The sequence below is a fragment of the Psychrobacter proteolyticus genome (genome assembly GCF_039762275.1).
Taxonomy (GTDB): domain Bacteria; phylum Pseudomonadota; class Gammaproteobacteria; order Pseudomonadales; family Moraxellaceae; genus Psychrobacter; species Psychrobacter proteolyticus_C.
In genome coordinates, this window is sequence record NZ_JBDLOB010000001.1 from 414,867 (window position 1) to 441,513 (window position 26,647).

The following is a 26,647-nucleotide window of genomic DNA, read 5'->3' on the forward strand; positions in this document are numbered from 1 at the left end:
TAAAAAATAAATTAATCAGAAGATAAATCGTATGAAACTACTATTACCGACGTCTACCGCTGGCAGCTTACCAAAACCTTCTTGGCTAGCAGAACCCGAGAAAATTTGGTCACCTTGGGCGTTAGAGGGCGAGCAGTTGCTTGAAGCCAAGCAAGATGCGCTACGTGTATCATTGCAAGAGCAGCAGCATGCAGGGATTGATATTGTCAGTGATGGCGAGCAGACCCGTCAGCATTTTGTGACTACGTTCATCGAACACCTTGATGGTGTCGACTTTGAGAAGCGTGAAACGGTCAAAATCCGCAATCGCTATGATGCGAGCGTGCCCTCAGTCGTTGGTGCGGTGAGCCGTCCAAAGTCCGTGTTCGTTGATGATGCCAAATTTTTACGTCAACAAACCGATCAGCCAATCAAATGGGCGTTGCCAGGGCCGATGACGATGATTGATACGTTATATGACGGACATTATAAAAGCCGTGAAAAATTGGCTTGGGAATTTGCTAAAATCCTGAACCAGGAGGCGAAAGAATTAGAAGCGGCTGGCATTGATATTATCCAGTTTGATGAGCCTGCATTTAATGTGTTCTTTGATGATGTGAACGACTGGGGTATTGCAACTTTAGAGCGTGCCATTGAAGGCCTAAAATGTGAGACAGCTGTCCATATTTGCTACGGCTATGGCATCAAAGCCAATACCGATTGGAAAAAGACACTAGGCTCAGAGTGGCGCGAATACGAAAAAGCGTTCCCTAAACTGCAACAGTCGAAAATCGATATCATTTCACTGGAGTGTCAAAACTCACGTGTACCTATGGATCTAATTGAGCTGATTCGTGGTAAAAAAGTGATGGTCGGCGCCATTGATGTGGCAACCAACACTATCGAGACACCAGAAGAAGTGGCAGATACGCTACGCAAAGCGCTACAGTTTGTCGATGCTGATAAGCTATATCCTGCGACCAACTGCGGCATGGCACCTTTGTCTCGCCAAGTCGCACGTGGTAAGCTCGCGGCATTAAGCGCTGGTGCTCAAATCGTTCGCCAAGAACTGACTGCTTAGAGTCTAGCCGTTTAGGAAATTCTATTTAAAGAATTTCCCTTGAAAAAATAAAATTGAAGCACAATTTTTTAACGTTATTTTTTAACGTTATTTTTTAACGTTTCTCAGGATTGAAGTAATGATTAAAGATAGGATTGACGCGACCGACTTTAGAGATGCCATGTCTTTGCTAACGACTGCGGTCAATGTGGTGACCACATCAGGTGCAACGGGCGTGCATGGGTTTACAGCATCGGCAGTATGTAGTGTCACAGACACACCGCCGACCTTGCTTGTCTGTATGAATCAAACGTCTCGGTCACATGGCTACTTTCTGGAAAATAAGATTTTAAGTGTTAATGTATTAGGCGCGCAACATGAGCAACTGTCCAATGCTTTTGCCTCTAAACTGTGTTCAGAAGAACGGTTTGAATATGGTTCTTGGACACAATTACAAACAGGCGCTCCTGTGTTAGAAGATGCCTTGGTCAGCTTTGATTGTGAGATTGAACAAATTCAAGAGGTCGGCACGCATAGCGTCTTTATGTGCCGTGTTGTCGCCATCAATCAGGCTGAGTCACAAGGCGGAACCGATGAAGGGTTGGTTTACTTTAACCGTGCCTATTCTAGAGTTGGGCAAGTAGAGCTTATTTAATCCAATATCTATAATCCAACACCTAAGCCTATGGGCTATTGCTCGTTCAATATTGAGCAGTCGTTTAACTATAATTATCATCTCATTAAATCTAAATAAGAAGTAACTATCCTGTGGAATTAATAACTTTTTTAATAATAGGGGCGCTAGCAGGATTCGCTGCGGGGCTATTCGGAGTAGGCGGTGGCACTATTATCGTACCACTGCTATTTATTGTCTTTACGCAAATGGGTTACAGTCCTGACAGTATTATGCACTTGGCTTTGGGCACCTCACTGGCGACTATCATCGTTACGTCCATAAGCTCGCTTATGGCGCATAACAAAAAGGGCGCGGTCATGTGGCCTGTCTTTAAAAATTTGACGCCAGGCTTAGTAATAGGGTGCTTTTTAGGAGCAGGGATAGCAGGACAGATATCTGGGTTGTATCTGCAGTTGATTGTAGGTGTGTTTTTGCTTTGGGTTGCTTATAAAATGTTTATGGGTGGCAAAAAGAAAGCAAATAGCGAGGTTGGTAATGTACATATAGCTTTGCCTTCAAAACCTGAGCAACTAGCAGCAGGGGCGGGTATTGGTATCGCTTCTGCTATTTTTGGGATTGGCGGTGGTAGCTTAACCGTACCTTATCTCACGCGTTACGGTGTGGTTATGCAAAAAGCCGTTGGAACCTCAGCCGCATGTGGATTGCCTATCGCGATTGCAGGTGCGCTAGGGTTTATGTTCTTTGGCATGCAAGCGCAAGTCGACGTGCCCAATACGATTGGCTTTGTCCATATCTATGCTTTTTTAGGTATTAGCATCATGAGCTTTTTCACCGCCAAGCTAGGCGCAAAAGTTGCTCACGCATTATCGCCGCAGTTGCTGAAAAAATGCTTTGCAGTACTATTGACCGTCGTAGGCTGTTACTTCTTATATAAAGGATTACTCTAAATAATTTGAGATTAATGGACGCTTGAAAGGATTCAAGGGCAGGTTTTCAATTAGCATACCGACTAACTACATTCTTAAATTGTAGCTAGTCGGTATGCAGTTTTTTAGAAGGTATGTTTATTCAGTCCTTTATTTAGCTAAATTACTTAACCAAATACTCGCCACAATATCCAAAATATTCCTATCATCAAGACAGCAATGACGAGCAGTCGTTTTAGCCAATAAGGTAGTAGGGGTTTCTTGTAGCCTAAGTCATTCAACTGACTATCGACTCCGTCCTGCAGCCCTTTAAACCCTTGGCTCTGTTTGGTGGTTTTAACACGATTTTTTACCAATGGCCCAGGCTCGTCTTCTTCTTGCTCTCTATCAAAGCTGATGGCTTGATTTGGAATGCCTTGTTTACTAGCGATGGTATTGAGCTTCTGTTGTTGCTTTACTTTCAGTTGGGTCTCATAAGCATCAATTCTACTTTTGGCTTCATCCATACTGATGTTTTCGTCTGCCGCCAAAGTTTTGATGGCCATTACTAGGTTGTTTTTTTCGACCATCATAATGACGTCTCTTGGCAACTTAGTATTGACCGGTTTTGCGCTAGGGTCGGGGTTAAACATGACTGTCCTTATTAGGGCGTATAAGTGCGAATGAGTTATATACTCATTATAACCATGTTAGACAAGCAATATTCAAGCAAAAAAATACCGCGGCCACCATGGTGACTGCGGTATTTTCTTATTTATCGTTATCGGCATTTTTGCCAATATTTGATAATTATAGATCTTTCCAGCGTTGGATAGCCTCTTTGATAACTTCTTTCGCTTCGGCGACATCACCCCAAGATTCAACAACCGTCGTACCAGCTTTTTTCAGGTCTTTGTAATGACTGAAATGGAACTCTAATTGGTTGATCAACTGCTTTGGTAGGTCTTCTAAGCTGTTGTAAGCATTGCCTGTGTCACGGTCATCAGCAGGTACAACAACGATTTTGTCATCTACTTCGCCATCATCAACAAACTTCATCACGCCGATAACTTTGGCTTTTAAGAAAATGCCAGTCGGTAGTGGCTGCTCAGTCAATAGCAACACGTCAAGCTCATCGCCGTCTTCGTCAAGTGTTTGAGGGATGAAACCATAGTTACAAGGTTTGGCAAAAATCTGTGGGTCAATACGGTCAAGCTCAAATACTGCTAATTCGCGATTCCACTCAATTTTATGGCTGCTACCAGCTGGGATCTCTACTACTACGTTGATGATGCCGCCGTCTACGTCGCCTGCGTCCAAAATTTTGTTAAAATCTGCCATAAAATGCTCCAATTTGCTTTTGTTTTAAATGTTTGAATAAGGGGTTGAGCTAGGGATACAGCAAGGATAGTTGCTGCGTCCGATTTGTACTGCATGCGATTATAGCAAGTTTGTACTGAATTTTCTCTTAATGCTTAAGTCTAAGCGTGCAAGATATTATGCAAAAAAAGATTATGCAAAAATAGGCTCAAAACTTACTTAGGCGCGATAGCTCGCAACTCAATCAGTCCAGCATGGCGCTTGGCGATGTTATCAATAAGTTTTTGAGTGACTGTCTCATAGCTGAATGAATCGCTAATTTGCTGCTCGGTCTGCGCCTCTAGCTCTGTTTGCTCTGAATCTGTCTGCATGGCTACAAAGTCAGACAGTCGCAACATCTGCATGCCGGCATAGCCACAAGGATTGATGGCGTTAAATGAAGACAGGTCACAATTTAAATTAATCGCAATGCCATGGTAGCTAAAGCCATGCTTAATCTTAAAGCCTAGCGAGGCCATTTTGCCCAGCATAATCTTATTATCAAGAGAGTTGTCATCTATAGAGGTGCTATCATCTGTTGCAGTAGTATCTGCATATAAGTAGACACCAGGAGCATCACGGCGCGCATGAGCACTGATATTGTCACTATTAGATGGTGAGCTACGCAAACATTCATTGATGACGTCTTCTATCGCTTGCTCAGCATGGGAGACAAGATTACGCACACTCCATTTGAGACTGTCCAAATCAAACAACCAATAAATAACCAACTGCCCATGACCGTGCCATGTCACCTGACCACCGCGATCGGTCTTGATGATAGGCGTATTAGTGCGCTGTAATATGTGCTCTTCTTTGCCTGCCTGTCCAAGCGTGTAGACATCGTTATGATCGACAATCCATAACTCATCAGGCGTACGCAGCCCTTGTTGCTTTTTTAGATCGATACGTTCGAGGGTGCGTGCCAGCATCGCATCGAGAGTAGGGACATAATCGGCGGCTGAGAGAGATTTGCTGACAAGCGTATCATTAAGGGGTTGTGTGTCATTTTGCATGAGAGTATCTGTCTTATTATTATCAAGTTTAAAATAAATAATGCTCATCGGTAGTGTAGCAGTTTTGGCGACTATCGCCCAAAGTTATATGCTGTCGTGATGTCTGCAAGTAACGTAAATACTAATAGTAAACAGCTAACAATGGACGATGAAATAATAGGTATAGAACCGTGGCAAGTCGCTTATAAAGGTACTGCTAGTACAGACGCAGTAGTCAACCAAAGGTGCTGTTCATTGCTCAGTCGATGCGCTACATTAAAGTGTGATGAATGGAATCTGATGAAATTTATAGTCAGAGTAGGTTATCAAAGAGTGCACCTGACTAGAAAGATAGAGCCTCTAACCCAATATAGTATAGTGACTACAAACCTTATGACTATTACTATGATTATGACAAGGAAGACAAATGACAGATAGCAACCAAAGCGCCCATGAGCAGGCAGTGACCGAGTCAGGTTTTGCACTGCAGCGTGTGCCTGAAGCTCTAAGTACGGCGAAGACTATCGATGAGATGAAAGCGCAATTTTCACGCTTGCAAATGTTAAGCCGTACCCAGCCAATCAATGATTGGGGCACACGTACGACGCAGCTAGACAATCTAGAAGTGATGCTTAGCGATAACCAAGAGAGTTTTGCAAAGGCGATTAGTGCAGACTTTGGCTATCGTAGCCAGTCAGAGACGCAGTTTGCTGAGTTATTTCCTAGTTTTACCGGTATCAGTCACGCCAAGAAACACGGCAAAAAGTGGATGAAAGCACACCGCGCACCGATCTCAGCGCTGTATATGCCAGCCCATAATGAAATCCAGCCGCAGCCATTGGGTGTGGTCGGTATTATGGTGCCTTGGAACTATCCGTTATTTTTAGCAATTGGCCCGATGATTGATGCAATCACCGCGGGCAACCGCATTATGGTCAAAATGAGTGAGGCCGCGCCGCAATTTGCTCAGACGTTTGCTGACGCCATTGCTCGTTATTTTTCGCCAGATATGATCTGTGTGGTACTCGGTGAAGTTGAGATTGCCGCCGCCTTTAGTGAGCTACCATTTGACCATTTGCTATATACCGGATCGACTGCGGTGGGTAAAAAAGTCATGGCTGCCGCTGCACCAAATCTAACACCAGTGACGCTTGAGCTTGGTGGCAAATCACCAGTGATTGTACTAGATGATGCCAATCTAGAGTCTGTCGTCAATCGTGTGATGATGGGTAAGACACTAAATGCTGGGCAGACGTGTATTGCGCCAGATTATGTCTTGATTCAGCGCCAATACCATGACCAGTTTATCCAACTTGCAAAAGAGTGGGTGACCAAGCATTATCCTAATATTGAAGAAAACCCAGATTACTCTCGCATTATCAACGGTGAGCAGTTCAAACGGGTAAAAGGCTATCTAGATGCGCTAACAGGCGGCGAGGTACATGCGTTAACTGCCGTTGAATCTAATATAGAGACCCGTTTAATGCCGCCAGTCATCGTCAGCGAGCCTGAGCCTGACAGCGACCTCATGCAAAACGAAATTTTTGCCCCGATTTTGCCGCTGATGCATTATGAGACGCTTGATGATGCCATTTATTTTGTGAACGCGCGTCCACGCCCATTGGCGCTATATGTGTTTAGTGACAACTACAGCAGTATCGAAAACGTGCGTAACAATACGGTCTCAGGTGGCTTATGTATCAACGAAGTTTTGATACATGTGGCTCAGCATGACTTGCCATTTGGTGGCGTGGGTGACTCTGGTACTGGTGCGTACCATGGTAAGGCTGGCTTTGAACGTCTCAGCCATATGAAGCCGGTTTTTGTACAAACCAAGCTCAATGGCTTGAATTTATTATTGCCGCCTTATGGTGGACTGTTTAAAAAGGCGATGGCGTTGTTCTTGAAATAACAGCCTTTAAAATAACAATTCTTGAGTTAGACATTTTATAGTAGCTATAGAAATTCATAGTGACCTTTTTCAATCGATATCATAACCAATAGCACCTATCCAGATAGGTGCTATTTTTTTGTCTAAAACATGAATTTACAAACATTGACTTCTACAATTAAGAGCGACTTATCTTAAGAGCTCTATCAAAATTATCATAAATTTATATACTGCGTTAATCGACAAATAACCGTTTGTCATCACTTCTATAAATCGATACACTTTGTAGTAAGTCTAAACAACAGTAGATAGTAGCTGAATGGTCTATGGCTAGCCTTGGTAAACTTGTTATAGCGACGTTCAGCTTTTTTTAGCTCTATTGTTTTAATAGTGATTTCATGCCGATACAACATAATAATAGGAAAGAGCATGCGCCAATGGATTGCATTAAACTTACTGTGGATGAGCGCGATACTACTGCCTGTATCGGCGTCAGCGGCGTGTGAATCACCGATTAAATTTGGGGCGCTAACCTGGGAGAGTGGGCAATTTACCTCCGGCGTACTCAGACATATCGTAGAAGACGGGTACGGCTGCACAGTAGAAGAAGTACCAGGAGCAGGGCCTGCACTTGATACAGCGCTCTCACAGAATGACATTCAGGTCATCGGGGAGCAGTGGGTTGGCCGTTCGCCAATCATGGAAAAAGCCATTGAGCAAAATAAAGTAGCCATCATCGGCGATACGCTAAAAGGCGGTGCAACTCAAGGCTGGTATGTCCCGCGATACGTCTTGGAAGAGAATCCAGGACTACGCAGCTATCAAGATTTGCCTAAATATACGGAGCTATTTAAAGACCCTGAAGATCCTGGTAGATCACGCTTTATGAACTGTCCCTCTGGTTGGACGTGTGAGATTTTTAACACACGTTTGCTAAAAACCACCGGTCTAGACAGTCTCTTTAACAACGCACACCCTGGTACAGGTGCTGCTCTGGATGCCGAAATTGCCTCCGCTTTCGAGCAGCATAAGCCACTGTTATTTTACTACTGGCAACCCACTGGGCTAATGGCAAAATATGACCTTGCACCATTAGAGTTCCCAGCTTATGAGGATGCTTGTTGGCAAAATCTGCTGCTCGCTGATGGTAAGATGGATTGCGTGTCAGGATTTCCAGTATCACCGTTAGGTATTGCCGTTTCTACCCCATTTATCGAATCCAATCCTGAAATAGCCGCTGTCTTTGAAAAGGTGCAATTTACCTCTGATGAGCTCAACGGTGCTATCTTGGAGATGAGCGAAAGTAAACGCACTGGCGATGAGCAAGCCATGGTGTTTTTGCGTGACAACCCAGAGGTTTGGCAAGCATGGTTATCCGATGAGGCCGCTACCAACCTCGCTACCAAGTTAGGCCTTAGCTCAACGGGTGCTGTCTCTACAACTACATCTAGTATCAATGCGTCAGCGCTCGCCTCAAGCTTTCCTTCATGGTCGCTTGAGACCCCACTCAATAACGCTTTAGCAAACGTCGTTCAAAGTTATGGTGATGTATTTCGTACTATTAGCACGATGGCGCTTACTTATTTGCTACTACCTATTGAACGATTATTAACGGTTATCCCGCCTTGGTTGATTATTGCATTTGTGACTGTGCTTGGCTGGCTTGGTGTTCGCAAGATTTGGTTCGCGCTGGCATGTGGTGCAGGGCTGTTTTTGATTGGCGCTTTTGGTTTATGGGGCGCACTGATTGATACTTTAGCGCTGCTTATCGTATCGGTACTGGTCACGGTGGTGATTGGTATTCCTATTGGTATCGCTATGTCAGGTAGCAAACTGCTACGCAAGATTGTGACACCAGTGCTAGATATCATGCAGACCATGCCGAGTTTTGTATATCTCATACCAGTGCTGATGTTGTTTGGTATTGGTAAAGTGCCTGCGTTATTTGCGACTGTGATTTATGCGTTGCCGCCCTTGATTCGTCTGACGACATTAGGGATCACACAAGTCAATCATGAAATGGTCGAAGCAGGACGCTCCTTTGGTAGTACGCATTTACAGCTACTTCTCTGGATTAAATTGCCACAAGCGTTGCCCAGTATTATGGCAGGTATCAATCAGGCTGTGATGATGTCACTTGCCATGGTGGTATTGGCCTCAATGATTGGTGCTCCTGGGCTTGGTGAAGACGTATTGCAATCTATCCAAACGCTCAATATCGGTCAGGGTCTACAAGCAGGTACGGCCATCGTTATCGTTGCTATTATCATTGACCGTATTACGCAAGCATTTGGTCAAGGTAAGCGTACCCGTCAAAAAACCATCGAAGCAGGCAGACGTCCGATTGGATAGAAAGTCGTTTAGTGGCATACGACTGAACCCATGGTAATCGACCGAAGCCCTAATGATAAAAACCACGTGAATAGTGAGAGCACCGATGAATCATATCCAACTAAAAAATATCAGTAAGATTTATAATGCCAATAGTACGCAAGCACAGTATGCATTGGCATTGCTGGCTGAGGGTATGGATAGCATCAAAGTAAAAGAGCAAACGGGCTATTCAGTTGGTCTTTATGATATCAATCTAGATATCAAGGCAGGCGAGTTGCATTGCATCATGGGTCTGTCAGGCTCAGGAAAATCAACGCTGATACGCCATATTAATCGTTTGATAGATCCAACCAGTGGCGAGATATGGGTAGATACTGCTCTGAATAGAGAACATGCGACTCACACAACAGCTGATAGGCAATCAGCGACAGCTAATATGAGTACGGTAGTAGAAGAAAGCTCTGCTACAGCTATTAATATTTTAGCGCTCAACGATAAGCAGTTGCAGCATTATCGTCAGCAGACAGTCAGTATGGTTTTTCAGCATTTCGGCTTAATACCGCATATGACGGTCATACAAAATGTTGCTTATGGTCTGCGTGTTCGAAAAATGAGCGTAAGCGAGCGACATGAAACGGCTCGACATTGGCTGAATGAAGTAGGGCTATCAAATCTGGAAAACAGTTACCCTGATGAGCTCTCAGGTGGTATGCAGCAGCGCGTTGGTCTGGCTCGTGCTTTAGCAACGAACAATCCAATTTTACTAATGGATGAAGCATTCTCTGCACTTGATCCGCTCATTCGCGCTCAGCTGCAAGACCAACTACTTGAATTGCAAGAACGATTGAGCAAAACCATTGTATTTATTACCCATGATATTGATGAAGCTGTCAAAGTAGGTCAGCGTATCAGTATGCTAAATGGTGGTCGACTCATACAAACGGGGACGCCAAGCGAGTTGCGGCACAATCCTGCTGATGACTATGTCGAGCAGTTTATGAGTGCAAAAGCGTAAGCTGTAATAACCACCTATGAATGGATTGTCTGGATAGACTTATACGATATTTTTATGAATGGTTTTAGGATCTGTTGAACATACAAATGTGGTGCTGGCAGTCACTATTAATCGCAATCATTTTGCTGCAATCAAAAGTGAACTCTGAAATAAATACCAAACTTCGTTATACTGAACGGTTTATCGATGGCTCATAATGAATGAGCGTGTATTGTTTATCGTTCACATATGATGTCGCTTTTTCTATCAAATGACGTTTGTTTCTTATTTTGCACTTTTAAGGCCATAGCATGACCGTTTCTTATGCACCTATTATTACTTCATTGCTTGATAATGATTTGTACAAATTTACGATGTTACAAGCCATGCTGCATCAGTTTCCGCAAACCCATGGTGTTTATCGCTTTCGCTGCCGTAATAACAAAGACGCCGCCTATCCATTGGCTGATATCCAAAAAGATCTAGAGCAGCAACTAGACAGTTTATGCGAATTGCGATTTTTGCCAGATGAGCTCGAGTACTTGCGTAGCTTACGCTTTATTCGCTCAGATTTCGTTGATTATCTAGAATTATTTAAGCTAAAACGCCGCTTTATTACGGTAAGTACAGACGATAAAGGTCGCCTGTTTATCGATATTGAAGGGCCGATGATTCAAGCGATGTTCTTTGAAGTATTTGTACTAGCCATTGTCAATGAGCTGTATTTTAATGCGCTATCTAATGACAGCGTGATAGAAGAAGGGCAACGTCGCCTCGATGCAAAAGTAGCGCTATTACATCAGTATGCCGATGCGCAAACTCAGTACGGTCAGGATACGCCGCCATTTATTGTTGCGGATTTTGGCACGCGTAGACGTTTTAGTCGACGCTGGCAAGCACATGTTGTAGAGACAATACATAAAGCTGAGCCAAAGATAGTCGGTGGTACATCTAACGTGTATTTGGCCAAGCAGTTAGGAATGACGCCAATAGGCACGATGGCGCACGAGTTTATGCAAGCATTTCAGGCATTAGATGTGCGTCTGCGTGACTCACAAAAGGCTGCGCTTGAAGCGTGGGTGCATGAGTATCGTGGCGACTTGGGTATTGCATTGACAGATGTGGTCGGCATGGATGCGTTCTTACGTGATTTTGATTTATATTTTGCTAAGCTATTCGACGGTCTGCGTCATGATAGCGGCGACCCTTATATTTGGGGCGATAAGGCGATTGCCCATTATGAGAAGCTAAAGATAGACCCAAAAACTAAAATTCTAACTTTTAGCGATGGGTTGGATTTAGAGAAGGCGTGGGAGCTGCATCAATACTTTAAAGGTCGCATTAGAACCAGTTTCGGCATCGGCACCAATTTGACCAATGATATGGGCATTACGCCGATTAATATCGTGCTCAAATTGGTAGAGTGCAATGGTCAGCCAGTCGCCAAGCTGTCTGACAGCCCAGGCAAGACCATGATCAATAACGACACGTATCTTGCCTATCTGCGCCAAGTCTTTGAGGTTGATGAGCCTGAATAAACTAACTATCCGTGCTGCTAGTAGGTTTTTCCTCGGCAAAGGCCGCATCTAGTGCTTGCTGTACAGCATTGATACGAGTCTCGCAAACACGATAAGCGGCAATAGACTCTTCGACCGTTGTCATTAGATTATCAATATCAGGCTCGTCCTGTTGCTGTAGTTCAGCCGCATTGGTTTTTAAAATATCGTAAGCCGCTTTAAAGGTTTTTGGGGCGGCTTTTTTGCGTCGGCGAGTAGGGGTTGTCATAAAGTTTCCTAATTTTTAAAGGTAAGTAGATGAGTAATCGTTAGATATTATTATGTGGTCAAGTTGGAGCGTCTAAGGTTTCCGTCGCTGCTTTATCTATATTGACATCGATAATCTGCGCTTTTGCGTTGCCATCTTTTAAAATGATATTAACGGTTTGCTCAGGATACAGTTGAGTACTACTAGTGAGTGTTTGCTTGTTTTTAGCATCCGTGAGCATGGTGTAGCCTTGATTGAGTACGCGAGACGGTCGATGTAATAGCACAATGTCACGTAGATGTTCGCTATCGCGCTGTGCTTGCACAATTTGCTGCTGCGCGTTTTGCATGATTGACTCTTGATGATTTCTGCTATTGGTCGCGGCTTTTGCGAGCTGTTGATGCGCTAAGGTTTGCGTTTGTGTGTATCGCTCAGCTGTCAGTCTGACTGCTTGCTTTACTTGGCGCTGGGCACTTTGTTGAATACTGCGCCATGCATAATCACTGTCTTTTCGTAGAGCGGTGAGCTGCCCAATCGTTTGCGACTGTATTTGGCTTAACTGGCGCGCAGTTTGTTGCTCAGCAGTATTCAGTTGACGCTGAGCCGCTTGCTTGATTTGCGCTTGATATTGTAGCGTCTGAGTGACGAGCTGGGCTAAATGGCTATGGATAGCAGCAATCACCTTTGAGGGTGTATCAAAGCTAGTATGCGCCACTTCATCTAAGATGACTTTGTCACGCTCATGACCGATACCTACCCAGACAGGAATAGGCTGCTCGGCAACCAAAGCTGCTAGCTCATAATCATTGAGGTAAGCCAAATCACCAACCGCACCGCCGCCGCGAATAATGACCAACAAGTCTGGTAGACGCTGATAAGTATCGTAAAACTGCTGCTGGGCGCTAACGATGGCTTGGCGGATTTCAGCGGGCGCATGATTGCCCTGAAAAGTCGCATTATGGTAATGGAACTGACACGCACCTGTACTGGCTAAGCGATCGGCATCTGCTTGAAAATCACCCAATCCTGCTGCCTTTTCAGGGGCGATGACCAGCACATGCTCGATATCAAAAGGAGCGGGTAGCTGTTGATTAAGATGTAATAGCCCTTCACCTGTTAGGCGGTCAACCATTTCTGCATACTGCCGTGCCAAGTCGCCTAGCGTATAGCTGGGGTCAATATCTTCAATGGTGATTGAAAAGCCGTACTGGGCATGGAAGCCTGCCGATACTTTAAGGAGTACGGTCAAATCACGCTCAAGCGGCATACCAGTCGCACGTTCAAACTTAGCTAATACACGAGCAGCTTTGAAACGCCAGAGATTGCCACGACAACTGGCGACCACTTTGCCATCGTCATCTTTTTCGGCCAGTTCAAAGTAGTAATGACCGCCTTTACTTGACAGATTACGAATTTCTGCTTTGACCCAGACACGGTGGTCAAAAGTTTGTTTGATGACCATCTCAACCGCTGATAAGTAATCACTTAGGCGTAGGACCGTATCCTCTAGATGGTCTTCCTGCTCAGCGAGTTCCGCTTCCAAGGTAGCCAAATCTTTGGCAGGTGCTAATACTTTGGCCTGTTTAATATTTGAAAGATTGGGTTTGCGCATAATATTAGACCAAAGATAATGAAAATATAAAGACTGACGAGGATGTGCTGAATACGTAGCGGATAGTTTAACTTAAAAAGGAGAGCACAAAAAGCGAAGCCAACAAGCTTTGATTGATATATTATCTATATCGCAGTTTGTTGGCTGTTTAATCAGAGAAGGATTGTATATCACTTAATGTTAGCGGTTAGATCGTAAACCTGTTTGCGTCTAAAAAAGATTGTCGTGTAGAGAAAAGTAGATAGATATTTTTAGCTAGATATAGTCGGTTCAAGATAATTCAGATACAAGGAAGGTAAGTGAAAGTGCTACAAATAGTAGACTGAGTGAGCCTGACACGGTATCTGTTTTATATGGTATTGACTATATTTATTGGCAACGGAAGTTAATGGTGTATTCATAATCATCGCTACGTGACAAATCTGGTGTACCCGTGCCAAATATCGAGCCAACGACAGCACCTACTTGGCCGACCATACGGCCAGTGCGTTCGTTTAAGATGCCATTATATTTTACATTATCATCAACGATAATCACTTGCTTGCTTCGACAAGTTTTTTGAGCACTATCGATCGCATTTTGTTGTGCTTTGACCTTGGTATCAGCGATACCTGTTGTCTCATAGATAGAGTTGGCACGCTGAATCACTGGTGAAGAAGGCGTACTTTGACAGGCGCTCAAAGCAAGTACAGCCGCTAACGTTGCCGTCAAGCTGGCAGTTTTATTAAAAGTATTCATAAATAATTCCTGATTTATATAAGCAGAACGTCTTAGCTATAGGCAAAGCTTTATGAATGTAGCTTATCTAGATATTACCTGTCTAGACAGTTATTGTATGGTGTATTACGGGTATATTGCCGATGAACCTTGACCTAGATATAAACCAGTTTAAAACCTTAAGAACAGCAATATTGTAAAACTACAGACAACCGTTATTGACCAAAAATAAAACAAGTCGTATCCGTACACAGCAAATCACTTGAAATATAAATTGTATCTAGGATAATTGAGCCATTCATTTTTTATTAATAAGTAATACTATGCAATTAATTCCTGCTCCTGCTGGCGTGCTCGAGGTTGAGGCACTGTGGCAAAATGACAATCCTAATGATCCAAATACAGACACGGTGGCGCTGCTGTGCCATCCCAATCCGTTGTTTGATGGTACGATGAATAACAAAGTGGTCACTACCATGTATCGCTTTGCCCGTGATAATGGTATGCATGTGGTGCGCTTTAACTTTCGCGGTGTGGGGCAGTCCACCGGCGAGCATGATTATGCGGAAGGTGAAGTGGTCGATGCAATGACCGTGCTACAATGGATTGCTGAACAAACCAATGCTCGAAAGCTCTGGCTAGGTGGTTTTTCTTTTGGTGGCTATGTTACTGCACGCGTGGCTGAGCAAGTGCTTGAAGCCTCACATATATGGGGATTGGGTGACTTTGAAGTCACGAAAATTGCCCTGATCGCACCATCAGTCGAAAAAAACGACAGTACTGATATTAATTTGCCTGCGGATAGAACTTTTGAGATTTATGGTAATGCGGATGAGGTGATTGAACCTGATAATATGCAGGCATTTGCAGACCGATTAGGCATTGAAGTCAGCGTGGTCGATGGCGCGGGTCACTTTTTCCATGGTCGCTTATCAGAGCTCAAAGGCTTATTAGACAAGCATAGCTTTGGGCAGGACAGCTAAGTTTATTCATAGCTAACTCAGCTTGATAGCTTCTGCTTTGATATGGTTTAGCATGGCTTGCTTGGTAGCACCAGCACTGTGCTAAATTATCCTACTATTTTGATATTTATTTAATCCAACGATGAGTCGTATTATGAGTTTATCTCCATTGCAACGTTACGAGAAAGCCGTCAGTACCGATGAGTTTACTCGAGATGAGCAGCAATTTCAGGCCATGAGCTGTCTTGATGAGATATATCATCAGCTCATTAATAGCGCACCGCAAAAGAAAGGTTTTTTTGGCTTTTTAAAGTCTAAACCGGTGGCACCAATGGGTTTATATATGTGGGGCGGCGTAGGGCGCGGCAAAACGTGGATGATGGATATGTTTTACGACTCATTGACCATTGAGCGTAAGATGCGTCTGCATTTTCATCACTTTATGCAGCGCGTTCATAAAGAGCTAAACAAGCTACAAGGCGAAAGTAATCCGCTTGAAAAAGTGGCTGATATCATCTATAAAGAAGCCGTTATTATCTGCTTTGATGAGTTTTTTGTTTCGAACGTCTCTGATGCCATGATATTGGGCGATTTGTTCACTATGCTTTTCAATCGCGGCATTACTTTGGTTGCTACCTCAAACATTGAGCCAGCTGGATTGTATAAAGATGGCTTACATCGTGACCGTTTTATGCCTGCCATTGCGGAAGTTGAGCGTCATACGACGGTAATGAATATCGACTCGGGAATTGATTATCGTCTGCGCGTATTGCAACAAGCTGAGCTATACGAAGCGCCGCTTACTAAGGCGAACTATCATTGGCTAGCCAACCGTTTTGCGAGCTTATCTAATAATCAGAAAATCAATAAAGAGCCCATTACTATCAATGGACGAGAAGTAAAAATCAACGCTTGTACCGAAGATATCTTATTCTGTGACTTCCGTCATCTCTGTATGGCACCGCGATCAGCCGCTGATTTTATTGAGCTTGCCAAACGATTTAGCACTGTTTTAGTTGACTCTGTGCCAGCACTGGATGACGACTTGCGTGATCCAACGCGCCGTTTCATTTATCTCGTTGATGAATTTTATGATCGCCGTGTAAAATTATTGGTACGGGCAGAGCAGCCTATTCTAGACTTGTACCAAGGAGAGAAGCTAGCGTTTGAGATTGAACGTACTCGCTCACGTCTGCTTGAGATGCAGTCAGAAGACTACCTACGCATGGACCACCGAGTCGAAGATGTTGCGTAGTTTATTGCTGAGTTGAGACTGCCTATGTGTAGCTCTCAACTGCTCTATAGCTGTTAGAAAATAAGAAAATGATATTATAAATAATAAGTAGTGATAGATAATAATAAATAAGGATAAAACAATGACTACAACTGACAATGCTGATAATGAAAGCCAAGAAATAGAACACAAAAAACTGTCTGTGAAGAACGTAGCGGTGAATGATATCTCATCTACCAGTGATGAGCTGATAGGTTGGATCAATTCAAGACGCAGTATGGGCAATCTAGATGAGCCAGCACCGACGCGTGCGCAGATTGAATCTGCCATTGAATGTGCGGCGACTGCGCCAGATCATAAAAAATTGCGTCCGTGGCGGTTCATCGTGACGCAAGGTGAGGCGCGCCATGAGTTAGGCCGTGCCTTGCTCGAAGCTGCCCAAGCAAAAGCGCTACAAGATGGCGAAGAATTGTCTGAAAAAACCATCACTAAAACTCAAAATATGCCGCTGCGAGCGCCGCTGATCATAACGGCTGTGACTCAAATGCAAGAACACAAAAAAGTGCCACCTTTTGAGCAAATGCTAAGTGCGGGTGCTGCTGTGCAAAATCTAATTTTGGCATTAAAAGCTCAAGGGTTTAGTACGGTTTGGCGCACTGGGCTGCTATGTAATGAGCCTGCGGTAAAAGCGTATTTTGGTGTAGGCGCAGATGATTATGTGACTGCTTTTGTTTATACTGGCACAAGTCCCAAGGATGAGTCCAAACGCAAACCTATTGATATCGAGCCGCTAGTTCGCTTCGAGTCGTAATGTAGCTTAGTACTGTCTATTAATAAGATTATGATTTCACAAAGTTGTAATTCAAAGATAATAAGGCTCAGTAGCTGAGCACGATAGATTCTATTGATGATACGTCAGTCAACACGGATAAAAGAACATGACAAGCCCTAACAATAGTAATAAAAACAACAGCAGTGCTAATAATGAAACGGACAAAGAATCGTCTGAAAAACAGAACGGTATGCTTGCAGGTATTTTTGAGCGAGCAACCAAATCAGGCCTAGGCCGTAAAAAATCAAACCCTAGCTCTGTTGAATCAGCTGTGGCAAAGGATATGGCAGACATTCATAGCAATCCAACCAAGCTGCGTTTGGCGTTTTTAGGTGGTGGTAGCTTTGGTACGGCAATGGCAAATTTAGCCGCACGTAATGGCTGTGATACCACGTTGTGGGTACGTAATAAGCGTACCGTAAAAGCGATGGCCAAAACACAGACCAATAAAAAGTATCTACCAGGCTATAAGCTTGATGATCGACTGAAATACAGCCATGATTTGGCGGCAAGCGTCAAAGACAAAGACATTATTTTTATTGCTGTGCCAGGTTTAGCCTTTCGTGAAACGCTAAAGAATATTGCGCCTTTTATCAGTGGTCAGTCCATTGTATCGTTGACCAAAGGTATGGAAAAAGACACCTTTGCAATGATGAGTGATATCATCAAAGAAGTGTTGCCAGAAGTGAATTTTGGCGTCATGTCAGGACCGAACCTTGCTATCGAAATCATGAAAAATATGCCGTCTGCTACGGTTATCGCAAGTGAATCGGAACCGTTACGTCATGCCGTGCAAGCAGCGTTACACAGTGCCTTCTTTAGAGTATTTGCTAGTGATGATATACGCGGCGTCGAGCTTGGCGGTGCGCTTAAAAACATCTACGCAATTGCCATGGGTATGGCAGCAGCTTACGAAGTAGGTGAGAATACTAAGGCGATGATTCTTACTCGTGCTTTGGCAGAAATGAGTCGTTTTGGTGTTGAAGAAGGCGCCAATCCGCTCACTTTCTTGGGCTTATCTGGCGTAGGCGATTTATATGCTACTTGTAGCTCAGAGCTAAGTCGTAACTATCGTATCGGTAATATGCTCGGTCGTGGTATGAGCATTGATGCCGCGGTCAAAAAGCTTGGCCAAACTGCTGAAGGGGTAAATACCATTCAGCAAGTACATGAAAAGGCGACCAAAGCAGGCATCTATATGCCAATTACCCATGCGCTCTATGCAGTCATTTATGAAGACAAGGCCGCTCTAGGCGTTGCGCTACATCTCATGGAAGCAGGATTCCGTAGCGATGTTGAGTTTGTCATGGCGCATGATCATAGCAATGCAGCACTTACCGCTCATATGAAAACCTCTGGTAGCAATACTAAAAGCAAAGACGGCGATGCTGATAAGTAAGACACACCGTTAAAAATCAGTATTAAGAAAGTCGAACTCAGCGCTCCAAGGAAGGTTATGAAAATTATATTAGTACGTCATGGTCAAGCAGAAGACGAAACACGTCCAGATAGCGCGCGTCAGCTGACGGACTTTGGTCAGCAGCAAGCAGCGCAAACGGCAGAGTATGTGACCACTCACTATAGCCCAGATCGTTTTGTGGTTAGCCCTTATATTAGAGCGCAGCAAACTTTATCTGCGTTCCAGTCGCGAGCGCCGCAAGTCGCCTTATCTGTGCAGGACAATATCACGCCCTCGGATGATGCGCGCCAAGCTCTGATAGATATTGCTAATATTGAAGCTGAGTGTTTGGTCGTTGTTTGTCATATGTCTATCGTCGCCTATATCGCGGGATTGCTGACAGGCGATTATCCAGAGTCGTTCTCTCTAGCGGAAGCCAGAGTGTTTGATATGGAATTTGTGATGACTGGCATGGCAACGGAAGTTGATCGTTTTGTTCCTAACCAGCCTTATTAGACTAGATATTCTAATATTTTGCTTAAAAACGATTTGCTAGAGCAGAATTGATTAGATATGACGGATTTAAAATGGTATTTGTGCGAAGCATGCCGCTTATTAATTGTATGAAGTCATTCAGCTCTTTCAAAAACCGCATTAATCATTAACGATATTTTGATAACCGCAGCAATAATTGAGGACACGTTTAGTGTTACATGTTTGGTTACGAGCACAGCATAGCCCGCTAGCTGTCTGGCACGAAGATGTACAGCAATGGCAAATGGTTGATGGTTGGCAACAGCTGCAAACAATCTATGGTAACTATAAATCCAGTAGCCAAAAGGCGCTTTGTCTATATTTTCCCTCAAGTCATGCGTTGCAAGTGGACACGGCGCTCAATGCTGCTCAGCTTAAACAGCTTGGTAATAGCGGCAAGCAGTACTTATTTGAAGAAACGTCATTAACACCTATTGAGCAATTAAACATCCGCCAATTGAGCCATGCTGATACGACGCAACTGTATGCACTGGTACAAAACGATATTGAGTCATGGCAACAAAGCGCGCAGCTAGCCGGTATGAATATAGTAGCGTTACTGCCAGATTTTTTATTATTGCCACCGCCAGAAGAGGGCGCAGGTCAGCAAGTGACCTTTTATCAAGATTCGCAGACTATGCTGTTGCGCCAATCATTACGTCAGGGTATGGCCGTCAGCTATTTGCCGCTAATGTTTGAGCGTTTCCCGCATTTGAGTGAGGTAATGGTCTTGCCTTCTATTGAGGCAGCTATTGACGGATCTGTTGACTCACGAGATTCATCATCGACAATAGATTTAGTGGCGCAAACTAAAGCGCTAATCGCTGATCATCAGCTATTGCTGACGACCCTGTCTACAGTACCTAAGACAATTGACAGTCCTGAGCGTCACGCGCTTAATTTCTTTATGAAATCTACTGACTCACAACTATCACCATATTTGCGGGTGGCGATGATGATTGCGCTATCAGCGTTAGTGCTGCAAATGGCAACCGATGGTGTGCAGTGGTACAAGTATAATGAAGCAACCGCAGCAACCAAGACTGCAATTGCGGCACAATATCAGTCTTGGTTTGCCGATGAGCCACTGAGTACGCGCACCAAACTGCAAGTACAGCTGCAACCAAAACTGCGTAGCGATAGCCAAGCGCCTGCATCACATATGGCCGCACTGTCACGCATATCACCATTGATTAAACAGTCATCATTGCATGCACAATCATTAGTAATGCAACCATCGGCGCTCAGTTTTACCTTGATTGCTCCAGATCGTAGTAGTCTTGATAAATTTACGAGCACACTGGTAGCGCAAGGCTTGAATGCCAAACTTGCGCAAGTGAATAGTAATGAGCAAGGTCAGTTTAGTGGTCAAGTCACTGTCAACGTAGTAGAAAACAATCTTGCAGACAACAGCGACATGGCAAATAATGCGGCAGCGTCGTAACTCATCAAGGTATTGGTAATAAAGGTCAAAACATGAAACGATTACAACGCCGTACCAAACGTAATGCAGCTGTTTCTGCAACCAGTACTAAGGCTCATGTATTCTCAGAGCGTATGAACAATTATCAAAATGTACTCATGACGCGCTGGCAAGCATTACCTCCCCGTGATCAACTAGCATTGGCTATATTGTCTGTATTTCTGCTGTTGTTTATTGGCGGCTATGGTGGCTATAGCGTTCATCAAGCAGCGAGCGATAGTAAAAACGACTATCAGGAACAAGTGGCGGATTATTTTTGGTTGCGTGCTCAAGCAGGTAATATTGATAGTAGTGCATTGAATACTGGTAATAATGCTACTGGAGAGGCTGATATGCCACCTGCTAGTCGTGTCAATGCGCTGCTCAATAACTCAGGTATAGCAGGTGCTCAGGTGGTTTCGACGGGCGATGCAGTGCAACTGAGCTTTACGCATCCTAGTCAAGCAGTCGTCAGCACTGCATTGGGTAAGCTTGAACAGCAAGGTTGGCAATTTACACAGCTGTCCATGCAGCAAGATCTGACCAATAAATCTATTCAGGTACAAGCAACGGTCACTTCTTAAAACGCGTCAGACTGTGATAGAAATTTTAGATACTTATATCACTGTATGCTTAGTACTCGACACTCAATCCTCGACAGTAAAATAATGCTTTATCGTTGGTATCATTGAAAAGCCATTTATCCGGCTCCATTAAATAGTTAATCATATGACTATTGAATAAAAATATTACCAGTAAGGAAAACCTCACATAATGCGGGACAGTATGAGCAACGATAAGCGCCGTTCTTTAATTACTTATAACCACATCACTTATTTCTTATATGTGATCAGCTATTTTACTGCGGGTTTACTGTGGATTGTGCCGATTGTCATGAATTATGCCAAGCGCCATGACGCTAATGGTTCATGGTTAGCCACGCATTTCGATTGGCAAATCAAGACCTTCTGGTACAGTATCGTTTGGTTCGTCATTGGCATCATTTTGATTACCTTTGCATTAGGCGGCTTTGGCGTTAGCGTACTGGCGGATAGTGGCAATATCGCTATTGGCTCAATACTATTGGCTGGTCTTGGTTTACTGATTATGACCTTTACCTTTATCTGGCATTTATATCGCATTATACGTGGTTGGATTGCATTGACTGATGGGCGTCCAGTGCCGTAAACGTTTAAGAGTACCTTTGTACTATCTCTTTAACTTAGAAAGCTGCAGCTTATCGTTATGTAGCAGAGATTCATCATTATTGGTTATCGCTTAAATGTAGAAATTTAGCGACTGAAACTTTGCTCTTATTTCTGTTAAGCTGATATAATCGCTGCGCCCGATTTCATTCGCATTTTTTATTCACTATTTCTTCCAAGCAGGGTCTGCCATCACTATGTCTTATGCCTTACTTCGTCCTTTTTTGTTTAATATGGATCCCGAACACGCCCATGAGATGACGCTATCTTTATTGGATAAAGCGCATAAAGCGCGTGTTTTAGGCTTGGCGTATGGTCAGTCAATGCAACCAACAGACTGTATGGGTTTGCAGTTTTCTAACCCAGTTGGTCTGGCAGCAGGCATGGACAAAAACGGCGATTACATTGACGCGCTGGCTGAGTTAGGGTTTGGTTTTATAGAAGTAGGAACCGTCACGCCAAGACCGCAAGTAGGCAACGACAAGCCAAGGCTGTTTAGAATCAAGCAGGCAGACGCGATTATCAATCGTATGGGCTTTAACAACGAAGGCGTTGATTATCTAATCAACAATGTCAAACGCTGTAAATACAAAGGCAATATCGGTATCAATATTGGTAAAAATGCCGACACGCCGGTAGAGCAAGCCGCTGATGATTATGTGTATTGTTTAGAGCGTGTGTATCCGCACGCCTCATACATCACAGTCAACATCTCATCGCCAAACACCAAAAACTTACGTGATTTGCAAAGTGGTGAAGCACTGACTCAGTTAATGGATACGATTAAAAACCGTCACAGTCAGTTGGCTACTGAATATGGTTTTTATGTCCCATTGGTGCTTAAGGTTGCTCCAGATTTAGAGCCATTGCAAGTTGATTATATCTCGCAGCAATTAATAGACTTTGAAATTGATGGTTTGATTGCGACCAATACGACATTGAGCCGCGTAGGTGTCGAAGACTTGCGTGATGGCGACCAAATGGGCGGCTTATCTGGTCGTCCTGTGAGTCATATTAGTACTCAGATTTTGCAACAGTTCTCTGATCAGTTAGATGGTAAAGTCGCTTTGATAGGCGTAGGCGGTATCGATAGTGGTGCCAAAGCCGTAAAAAAAATCGAAGCAGGCGCAGACATGGTACAGCTCTATACGGGGCTTATCTATCGTGGTCCTGGGCTGGTGCAGTCTTGCATTCAGGCAATCGGTGGCTATTACGATGCCATGGAAAGCTAATCCAATAAACAAGGTAATAAGGCGTAGAGCATGAGTGGTTTAGATATTGTGATTGCTATCGTTGTCTTGATTGGCTTATGGCGCGGCTTTCAAGTAGGACTGATTAAAACAGCAATAGGCTTGGTAGGTTGGTTTATCGCTCTTATCGCTGCTACTAGGCTGGCAGGAGTAGTGTCGCCCCAATTAACGGGTATCGTACAAAACCCTGTGTTACAGATGGCTATGGCCTTTTTATTGGTAGTGATTGCCATATTAGCAATCATGCATCTGATGGCGTTTGTATTCTCAGGCGTGCTCAAAACATTACGTTTGGGCGTCTTGGACAAAATGGCGGGCGGCGTATTGGGTGCTGCCAAAAACGTATTGATGGTCTTGGTTGTACTGAGTGTCAGTGCGCCATTGCTAGTACAGATGCCGCAGTGGCAAACCTCAGTACTAGCGCCTGAGCTGATGCCATATGCACCGATGGGCAAGGCTCTAGTATCGGACGTATTAGGCATGGCTTGGGATCAGGTCAATCAGTCATAATTGTTGAATTGCTTATTATTTTATCTAATTGTCTATTATTTTACTTCTTTTTATACTTCTAAATGTTTGCACGTGTCACTGATAATCAGACATGGATTATCGAAAAATCTCGTTAAGTTTCTTACAATATCATCAGGTTAGCGGCGTGCGACAGTGAATGATTTTAGCAATATACTGTCGTTAAGTTTGCCGTTATTGTCGTACTAATGTATGAGTCAAAATAGGATATAGCTATTATGTGTGGAGTCATTGGAGTTGCAGCTCACGAACCAGTCAATCAGATTCTTTATGACGGTTTGACGATGCTACAGCATCGCGGGCAAGATGCAGCAGGTATTGTCACTTTGCAAGATGGGCGACTCTATCTACGTAAAGAAAATGGCATGGTACGTGACGTATTTATGAATCGTCATATGATGAAACTGGTTGGTAAGTTCGGTATCGGTCACGTTCGTTACCCGACAGCTGGTACTTCTAGCAGTGCTGAAGCTCAGCCATTCTATGTCAACTCACCGTATGGTATTACCCTTGCGCACAATGGTAACTTGACCAATGCTGAGAGTTTGGCCAAATCTTTGTATATCGAAGATCGCCGCCACCTTAATACTGACTCAGATTCTGAAGTACTGTTAAACGTACTGGCACATGAGATGCAGAATCTAGGCAAAACACATCCAACGGCTGATGATATCTTTGAAGCAGTAAAAGCCGTCTATAAACGCTGTGAAGGCGCTTATGGCGTTGTCGCTCTGATCACTGGTCATGGCTTACTTGCATTCCGCGATCCAAATGGTATCCGTCCACTTATCTTTGGTAAGCGCATGGCACCGAATGGCGGCACTGAGTATATGGTTGCTTCTGAGTCAGTTGCATTGACAGGTTCTGGCTTTACTATCGTTCGTGATGTAAAACCAGGCGAAGCGATCTTTATTGATTTGAACCATAAGCTACATACGCATCAGTGCGTCGAGCAAAAAGAATACACGCCTTGTATCTTTGAATATGTGTACTTTGCTCGTCCAGATTCGATTATGGACAATATCTCAGTTTATAAATCTCGCCTACGCATGGGTGAAAAACTGGCAGATAAAATCCTTGCTGAATGGGGTGATGATCACGATATCGATGTGGTCATTCCAATTCCAGACACGTCGCGTACTTCAGCGATGGAGCTAGCGCTAAAAATGAACGTCAAGTACCGTGAAGGGTTTATGAAAAACCGCTACATCGGTCGTACGTTTATTATGCCAGGTCAGCAGCAGCGCAAAAAATCAGTTCGTCAAAAGCTGAGCGCTGTACCGTTAGAGTTCAAAGGCAAAAACGTATTGTTGGTTGATGATTCTATCGTTCGTGGAACGACTTGTCATGAAATCATTCAAATGGCACGAGATGCTGGTGCTAACAAGGTGTTTTTTGCCAGTGCTGCGCCACCGGTGAAATTTCCAAACGTATACGGCATTGATATGCCCGTACGTAGCGAGCTTATTGCCTCAGGTAATAGTGTTGAAGAAGTGCGTGATATCATCGGCGCTGATCGTTTGATTTTCCAAGATTTGGATGATTTGATTGATGCAGTAAAAGATACCAAACATAGCCGAGTGGAAGGTTTTGATTGTGCGGTATTTAACGGCTGCTACATCACTGGTCAGATCAATGAAGCGTATCTTGATCACCTGCAAGAGCAGCGTAACGATACTGCCAAGACTGGTAAAAAAGGTGTACAAATAGTGGCTGATACCCCAGTTGACATGATGGGTGTAGAAGAGCTTTAAGTCATACTAAAGCTATTATTCTGAAATAAGAAAAAGCTAGATTCTGAATAGAATCTAGCTTTTTTATGTTTAAAATATCGCCAATGGCACTGGCGTTTTATAAATGGTCGAAACAGTTTTAGCCTAAAAAACTGTTAAATAACCAAAACAGACCATTGATTGCTGCGATACCGACAACCATACTGACTAAAAGCTGACGGCTGATATGATAGATAAATAATACCAAAATAAGTGCGCCGACTTGTGCCATGAGTACATGTAATTCGGTATCGCTTAAAGCAACAGTCGTCGATAGGTTTTGATAGGAGAGGCTAGTTAAAATTAACAGTACCATCACTGATAATGGTAAACTCTCATTTAATCGGTGTAGCCAAGGTGTGTCTAGTAGCTTTCTAGGTATCAGTGCGGGTAGCGCACGAGTGATAAAGGTCACTGCTGCCATGGCAAGCGTAGCAAAAATAAGATAACTACTGGTCATAAGAGTCTCCCGTCTTTTGACGCTCTATCCAAAACCCACGTACCAAGATCATAAACATACAGATAGTAATGGCTACTAATAGCAACCAGTCACTGGTAAATAGCGAAGCAATGATTAAGCCAAGCACGGCAATACCAATCGGGAAGTAGCGTTTGATACTTTGAAATTGCTCATAAGCAAGAATCGCAAACAGACAAACCAAAGCAAAATCTAAATTTGGCACTAAGTCACTGAGCGTACTACCAATCATTACGCCAACCGTACTCGCCAGTACCCACCAGCTTTGGTTAAATAAGCTAATAGGAAGTATCAGGGCTCGTCGCGACTCATTTGGTAAGCTTGTCATGATCGAAAAAGTCTCGTCGGTCAAAGCAAACAGACAATACGTCTTGGTCAGCTTATTTTTTGGTAGATACTGTAATAACGGCATGCCATAGAATACATGGCGTAGATTAATCGCGGCAATATTGGTGGCGATATTGCCAATCGGTAGGCCAGCGCTTAGCATTGGCAGACAAGCATACTGAGCTGCACCAGCATAGAGAATGATACTGAGCATAATCGTTGCCCATATCGGGATACCTGCTACCTGTGCGAGTACACCAAAGGCAATACCGGCAGGCAGATATCCCATAGCAACTGGCAAGCTTTTTTTAAAGCCCTCAGTCCATTGATACTGACTTTCAGGTTGATGACTTAGTTCATTTGAATGAGTATTCACACGATATCCTAAATTTTTCTTGTGATATTTTTATAAATCTA

The 26,647-nt window shown here is 43.7% G+C and carries 26 protein-coding genes; 18 read left to right on the forward strand and 8 right to left on the reverse strand.

Translation table 11 applies throughout. The features are described from left to right. Positions 1-31: 31 nt before the first annotated feature. The 3 genes from ABFV72_RS01635 (at position 32) to ABFV72_RS01645 (ending at position 2,623) form a co-directional block, all read left to right on the forward strand. A complete protein-coding gene (locus ABFV72_RS01635; RefSeq protein WP_347162061.1) occupies positions 32-1,060 on the forward strand; it encodes a methionine synthase in 1,029 nt (342 codons plus the stop codon). A gap of 118 nt (positions 1,061-1,178) precedes the next feature. Beyond that, positions 1,179-1,694 (forward strand): flavin reductase, encoded by a 516-nt coding sequence (locus ABFV72_RS01640; protein WP_347162063.1) that lies wholly within the window; start codon positions 1,179-1,181, stop codon positions 1,692-1,694. 113 nt (positions 1,695-1,807) lie between these two features. After that, complete coding sequence (locus ABFV72_RS01645; protein WP_347162065.1) at positions 1,808-2,623, forward strand: sulfite exporter TauE/SafE family protein; 816 nt, start codon at positions 1,808-1,810, stop codon at positions 2,621-2,623. A gap of 146 nt (positions 2,624-2,769) precedes the next feature. Here ABFV72_RS01645 and ABFV72_RS01650 read toward each other — a convergent pair whose 3' ends face one another. The 3 genes from ABFV72_RS01650 to lipB form a co-directional block, all read right to left on the reverse strand. Further along, complete coding sequence (locus ABFV72_RS01650; RefSeq protein WP_101205393.1) at positions 2,770-3,234, reverse strand: hypothetical protein; 465 nt, start codon at positions 3,232-3,234, stop codon at positions 2,770-2,772. Positions 3,235-3,391: 157 nt separating this feature from the next. Continuing rightward, positions 3,392-3,922, reverse strand: a complete 531-nt coding sequence (locus ABFV72_RS01655) for an inorganic diphosphatase (protein WP_347162067.1) — start codon at positions 3,920-3,922, stop codon at positions 3,392-3,394. A 194-nt stretch (positions 3,923-4,116) separates the two neighbouring features. After that, positions 4,117-4,956 (reverse strand): lipoyl(octanoyl) transferase LipB, encoded by an 840-nt coding sequence (gene lipB / locus ABFV72_RS01660; RefSeq protein WP_347162069.1) that lies wholly within the window; start codon positions 4,954-4,956, stop codon positions 4,117-4,119. Between the two features lie 406 nt (positions 4,957-5,362). Here lipB and ABFV72_RS01665 point away from each other — a divergent pair, with 406 nt between their 5' ends. The 4 genes from ABFV72_RS01665 (at position 5,363) to pncB (ending at position 11,692) form a co-directional block, all read left to right on the forward strand. Continuing rightward, a complete protein-coding gene (locus ABFV72_RS01665; protein WP_347162071.1) occupies positions 5,363-6,847 on the forward strand; it encodes a coniferyl aldehyde dehydrogenase in 1,485 nt (494 codons plus the stop codon). A gap of 408 nt (positions 6,848-7,255) precedes the next feature. Continuing rightward, on the forward strand, positions 7,256-9,178 hold the full coding sequence (locus ABFV72_RS01670; RefSeq protein ID WP_347162073.1) for a glycine betaine ABC transporter substrate-binding protein: 1,923 nt from the start codon (positions 7,256-7,258) through the stop codon (positions 9,176-9,178). 85 nt (positions 9,179-9,263) lie between these two features. Then, complete coding sequence (locus ABFV72_RS01675; RefSeq protein WP_347162075.1) at positions 9,264-10,175, forward strand: ATP-binding cassette domain-containing protein; 912 nt, start codon at positions 9,264-9,266, stop codon at positions 10,173-10,175. 290 nt (positions 10,176-10,465) lie between these two features. Further along, a complete protein-coding gene (pncB, locus tag ABFV72_RS01680) occupies positions 10,466-11,692 on the forward strand; it encodes a nicotinate phosphoribosyltransferase (protein WP_347162077.1) in 1,227 nt (408 codons plus the stop codon). A gap of 1 nt (position 11,693) precedes the next feature. Here the strand turns inward: pncB and xseB are convergent, their stop codons facing one another. From xseB to ABFV72_RS01695, 3 genes are all read right to left on the reverse strand, one after another. Further along, a complete protein-coding gene (xseB, locus tag ABFV72_RS01685; protein WP_075106096.1) occupies positions 11,694-11,939 on the reverse strand; it encodes an exodeoxyribonuclease VII small subunit in 246 nt (81 codons plus the stop codon). 58 nt (positions 11,940-11,997) lie between these two features. Further along, the gene (gene xseA / locus ABFV72_RS01690; RefSeq protein ID WP_347162080.1) at positions 11,998-13,530 is read right to left on the reverse strand and encodes an exodeoxyribonuclease VII large subunit; all 1,533 of its coding nucleotides are present in this window, start codon (positions 13,528-13,530) and stop codon (positions 11,998-12,000) included. Between the two features lie 369 nt (positions 13,531-13,899). Then, the gene (locus ABFV72_RS01695; protein WP_165597309.1) at positions 13,900-14,268 is read right to left on the reverse strand and encodes a hypothetical protein; all 369 of its coding nucleotides are present in this window, start codon (positions 14,266-14,268) and stop codon (positions 13,900-13,902) included. Between the two features lie 302 nt (positions 14,269-14,570). On the opposite strand from ABFV72_RS01695, the gene ABFV72_RS01700 reads away from it, so the two are divergent. From ABFV72_RS01700 to purF, 11 genes are all read left to right on the forward strand, one after another. After that, on the forward strand, positions 14,571-15,230 hold the full coding sequence (locus tag ABFV72_RS01700; protein ID WP_347162082.1) for an alpha/beta hydrolase: 660 nt from the start codon (positions 14,571-14,573) through the stop codon (positions 15,228-15,230). A gap of 133 nt (positions 15,231-15,363) precedes the next feature. After that, positions 15,364-16,464 carry a cell division protein ZapE gene (gene zapE, locus ABFV72_RS01705; RefSeq protein ID WP_347162084.1) on the forward strand — a complete coding sequence of 367 codons (1,101 nt, stop codon included), beginning with the start codon at positions 15,364-15,366 and terminating at the stop codon, positions 16,462-16,464. Between the two features lie 121 nt (positions 16,465-16,585). After that, positions 16,586-17,254, forward strand: coding sequence for a nitroreductase family protein (locus ABFV72_RS01710; protein ID WP_347162086.1), 669 nt, complete (start codon positions 16,586-16,588; stop codon positions 17,252-17,254). Positions 17,255-17,381: 127 nt separating this feature from the next. Then, positions 17,382-18,674 carry an NAD(P)H-dependent glycerol-3-phosphate dehydrogenase gene (locus tag ABFV72_RS01715; protein ID WP_347162088.1) on the forward strand — a complete coding sequence of 431 codons (1,293 nt, stop codon included), beginning with the start codon at positions 17,382-17,384 and terminating at the stop codon, positions 18,672-18,674. A 57-nt stretch (positions 18,675-18,731) separates the two neighbouring features. After that, complete coding sequence (gene sixA, locus ABFV72_RS01720) at positions 18,732-19,190, forward strand: phosphohistidine phosphatase SixA (protein ID WP_347162090.1); 459 nt, start codon at positions 18,732-18,734, stop codon at positions 19,188-19,190. 190 nt (positions 19,191-19,380) lie between these two features. Then, on the forward strand, positions 19,381-20,652 hold the full coding sequence (gene gspL / locus ABFV72_RS01725; RefSeq protein ID WP_347162092.1) for a type II secretion system protein GspL: 1,272 nt from the start codon (positions 19,381-19,383) through the stop codon (positions 20,650-20,652). A gap of 32 nt (positions 20,653-20,684) precedes the next feature. Continuing rightward, positions 20,685-21,254 carry a type II secretion system protein GspM gene (gene gspM / locus ABFV72_RS01730; protein ID WP_347162094.1) on the forward strand — a complete coding sequence of 190 codons (570 nt, stop codon included), beginning with the start codon at positions 20,685-20,687 and terminating at the stop codon, positions 21,252-21,254. A 202-nt stretch (positions 21,255-21,456) separates the two neighbouring features. Continuing rightward, positions 21,457-21,858 (forward strand): DUF4870 family protein, encoded by a 402-nt coding sequence (locus ABFV72_RS01735; RefSeq protein ID WP_227526596.1) that lies wholly within the window; start codon positions 21,457-21,459, stop codon positions 21,856-21,858. Between the two features lie 214 nt (positions 21,859-22,072). After that, a complete protein-coding gene (locus ABFV72_RS01740) occupies positions 22,073-23,107 on the forward strand; it encodes a quinone-dependent dihydroorotate dehydrogenase (protein ID WP_102090971.1) in 1,035 nt (344 codons plus the stop codon). A 30-nt stretch (positions 23,108-23,137) separates the two neighbouring features. Next, positions 23,138-23,635, forward strand: coding sequence for a CvpA family protein (locus tag ABFV72_RS01745; RefSeq protein ID WP_057759516.1), 498 nt, complete (start codon positions 23,138-23,140; stop codon positions 23,633-23,635). A gap of 236 nt (positions 23,636-23,871) precedes the next feature. Next, on the forward strand, positions 23,872-25,407 hold the full coding sequence (gene purF / locus ABFV72_RS01750; RefSeq protein WP_102094783.1) for an amidophosphoribosyltransferase: 1,536 nt from the start codon (positions 23,872-23,874) through the stop codon (positions 25,405-25,407). 118 nt (positions 25,408-25,525) lie between these two features. Here the strand turns inward: purF and ABFV72_RS01755 are convergent, their stop codons facing one another. Together ABFV72_RS01755 and ABFV72_RS01760 are read right to left on the reverse strand one after the other, a co-directional pair. Further along, positions 25,526-25,885, reverse strand: a complete 360-nt coding sequence (locus ABFV72_RS01755) for an AzlD domain-containing protein (protein ID WP_347162097.1) — start codon at positions 25,883-25,885, stop codon at positions 25,526-25,528. Next, the gene (locus ABFV72_RS01760; protein WP_347162099.1) at positions 25,875-26,606 is read right to left on the reverse strand and encodes an AzlC family ABC transporter permease; all 732 of its coding nucleotides are present in this window, start codon (positions 26,604-26,606) and stop codon (positions 25,875-25,877) included. Before ABFV72_RS01760 ends, ABFV72_RS01755 begins: the two co-directional genes overlap by 11 nt. Between the last annotated feature and the right edge of the window lie 41 nt (positions 26,607-26,647).

Bases quoted from the DNA above. Each gene is read 5' to 3' on its own strand.
- ABFV72_RS01635 (WP_347162061.1), top strand. From the start codon at position 32: ATGAAACTACTATTACCGACGTCTACCGCTGGCAGCTTACCAAAACCT.
- ABFV72_RS01640 (WP_347162063.1), top strand. From the start codon at position 1,179: ATGATTAAAGATAGGATTGACGCGACCGACTTTAGAGATGCCATGTCT.
- ABFV72_RS01650 (WP_101205393.1), bottom strand. From the start codon at position 3,234: ATGTTTAACCCCGACCCTAGCGCAAAACCGGTCAATACTAAGTTGCCA.
- ABFV72_RS01655 (WP_347162067.1), bottom strand. From the start codon at position 3,922: ATGGCAGATTTTAACAAAATTTTGGACGCAGGCGACGTAGACGGCGGC.
- lipB (WP_347162069.1), bottom strand. From the start codon at position 4,956: ATGCAAAATGACACACAACCCCTTAATGATACGCTTGTCAGCAAATCT.
- ABFV72_RS01665 (WP_347162071.1), top strand. From the start codon at position 5,363: ATGACAGATAGCAACCAAAGCGCCCATGAGCAGGCAGTGACCGAGTCA.
- ABFV72_RS01670 (WP_347162073.1), top strand. From the start codon at position 7,256: ATGCGCCAATGGATTGCATTAAACTTACTGTGGATGAGCGCGATACTA.
- ABFV72_RS01675 (WP_347162075.1), top strand. From the start codon at position 9,264: ATGAATCATATCCAACTAAAAAATATCAGTAAGATTTATAATGCCAAT.
- pncB (WP_347162077.1), top strand. From the start codon at position 10,466: ATGACCGTTTCTTATGCACCTATTATTACTTCATTGCTTGATAATGAT.
- xseB (WP_075106096.1), bottom strand. From the start codon at position 11,939: ATGACAACCCCTACTCGCCGACGCAAAAAAGCCGCCCCAAAAACCTTT.
- xseA (WP_347162080.1), bottom strand. From the start codon at position 13,530: ATGCGCAAACCCAATCTTTCAAATATTAAACAGGCCAAAGTATTAGCA.
- ABFV72_RS01695 (WP_165597309.1), bottom strand. From the start codon at position 14,268: ATGAATACTTTTAATAAAACTGCCAGCTTGACGGCAACGTTAGCGGCT.
- ABFV72_RS01700 (WP_347162082.1), top strand. From the start codon at position 14,571: ATGCAATTAATTCCTGCTCCTGCTGGCGTGCTCGAGGTTGAGGCACTG.
- zapE (WP_347162084.1), top strand. From the start codon at position 15,364: ATGAGTTTATCTCCATTGCAACGTTACGAGAAAGCCGTCAGTACCGAT.
- ABFV72_RS01710 (WP_347162086.1), top strand. From the start codon at position 16,586: ATGACTACAACTGACAATGCTGATAATGAAAGCCAAGAAATAGAACAC.
- ABFV72_RS01715 (WP_347162088.1), top strand. From the start codon at position 17,382: ATGACAAGCCCTAACAATAGTAATAAAAACAACAGCAGTGCTAATAAT.
- sixA (WP_347162090.1), top strand. From the start codon at position 18,732: ATGAAAATTATATTAGTACGTCATGGTCAAGCAGAAGACGAAACACGT.
- gspM (WP_347162094.1), top strand. From the start codon at position 20,685: ATGAAACGATTACAACGCCGTACCAAACGTAATGCAGCTGTTTCTGCA.
- ABFV72_RS01735 (WP_227526596.1), top strand. From the start codon at position 21,457: ATGAGCAACGATAAGCGCCGTTCTTTAATTACTTATAACCACATCACT.
- ABFV72_RS01740 (WP_102090971.1), top strand. From the start codon at position 22,073: ATGTCTTATGCCTTACTTCGTCCTTTTTTGTTTAATATGGATCCCGAA.
- ABFV72_RS01745 (WP_057759516.1), top strand. From the start codon at position 23,138: ATGAGTGGTTTAGATATTGTGATTGCTATCGTTGTCTTGATTGGCTTA.
- purF (WP_102094783.1), top strand. From the start codon at position 23,872: ATGTGTGGAGTCATTGGAGTTGCAGCTCACGAACCAGTCAATCAGATT.
- ABFV72_RS01755 (WP_347162097.1), bottom strand. From the start codon at position 25,885: ATGACCAGTAGTTATCTTATTTTTGCTACGCTTGCCATGGCAGCAGTG.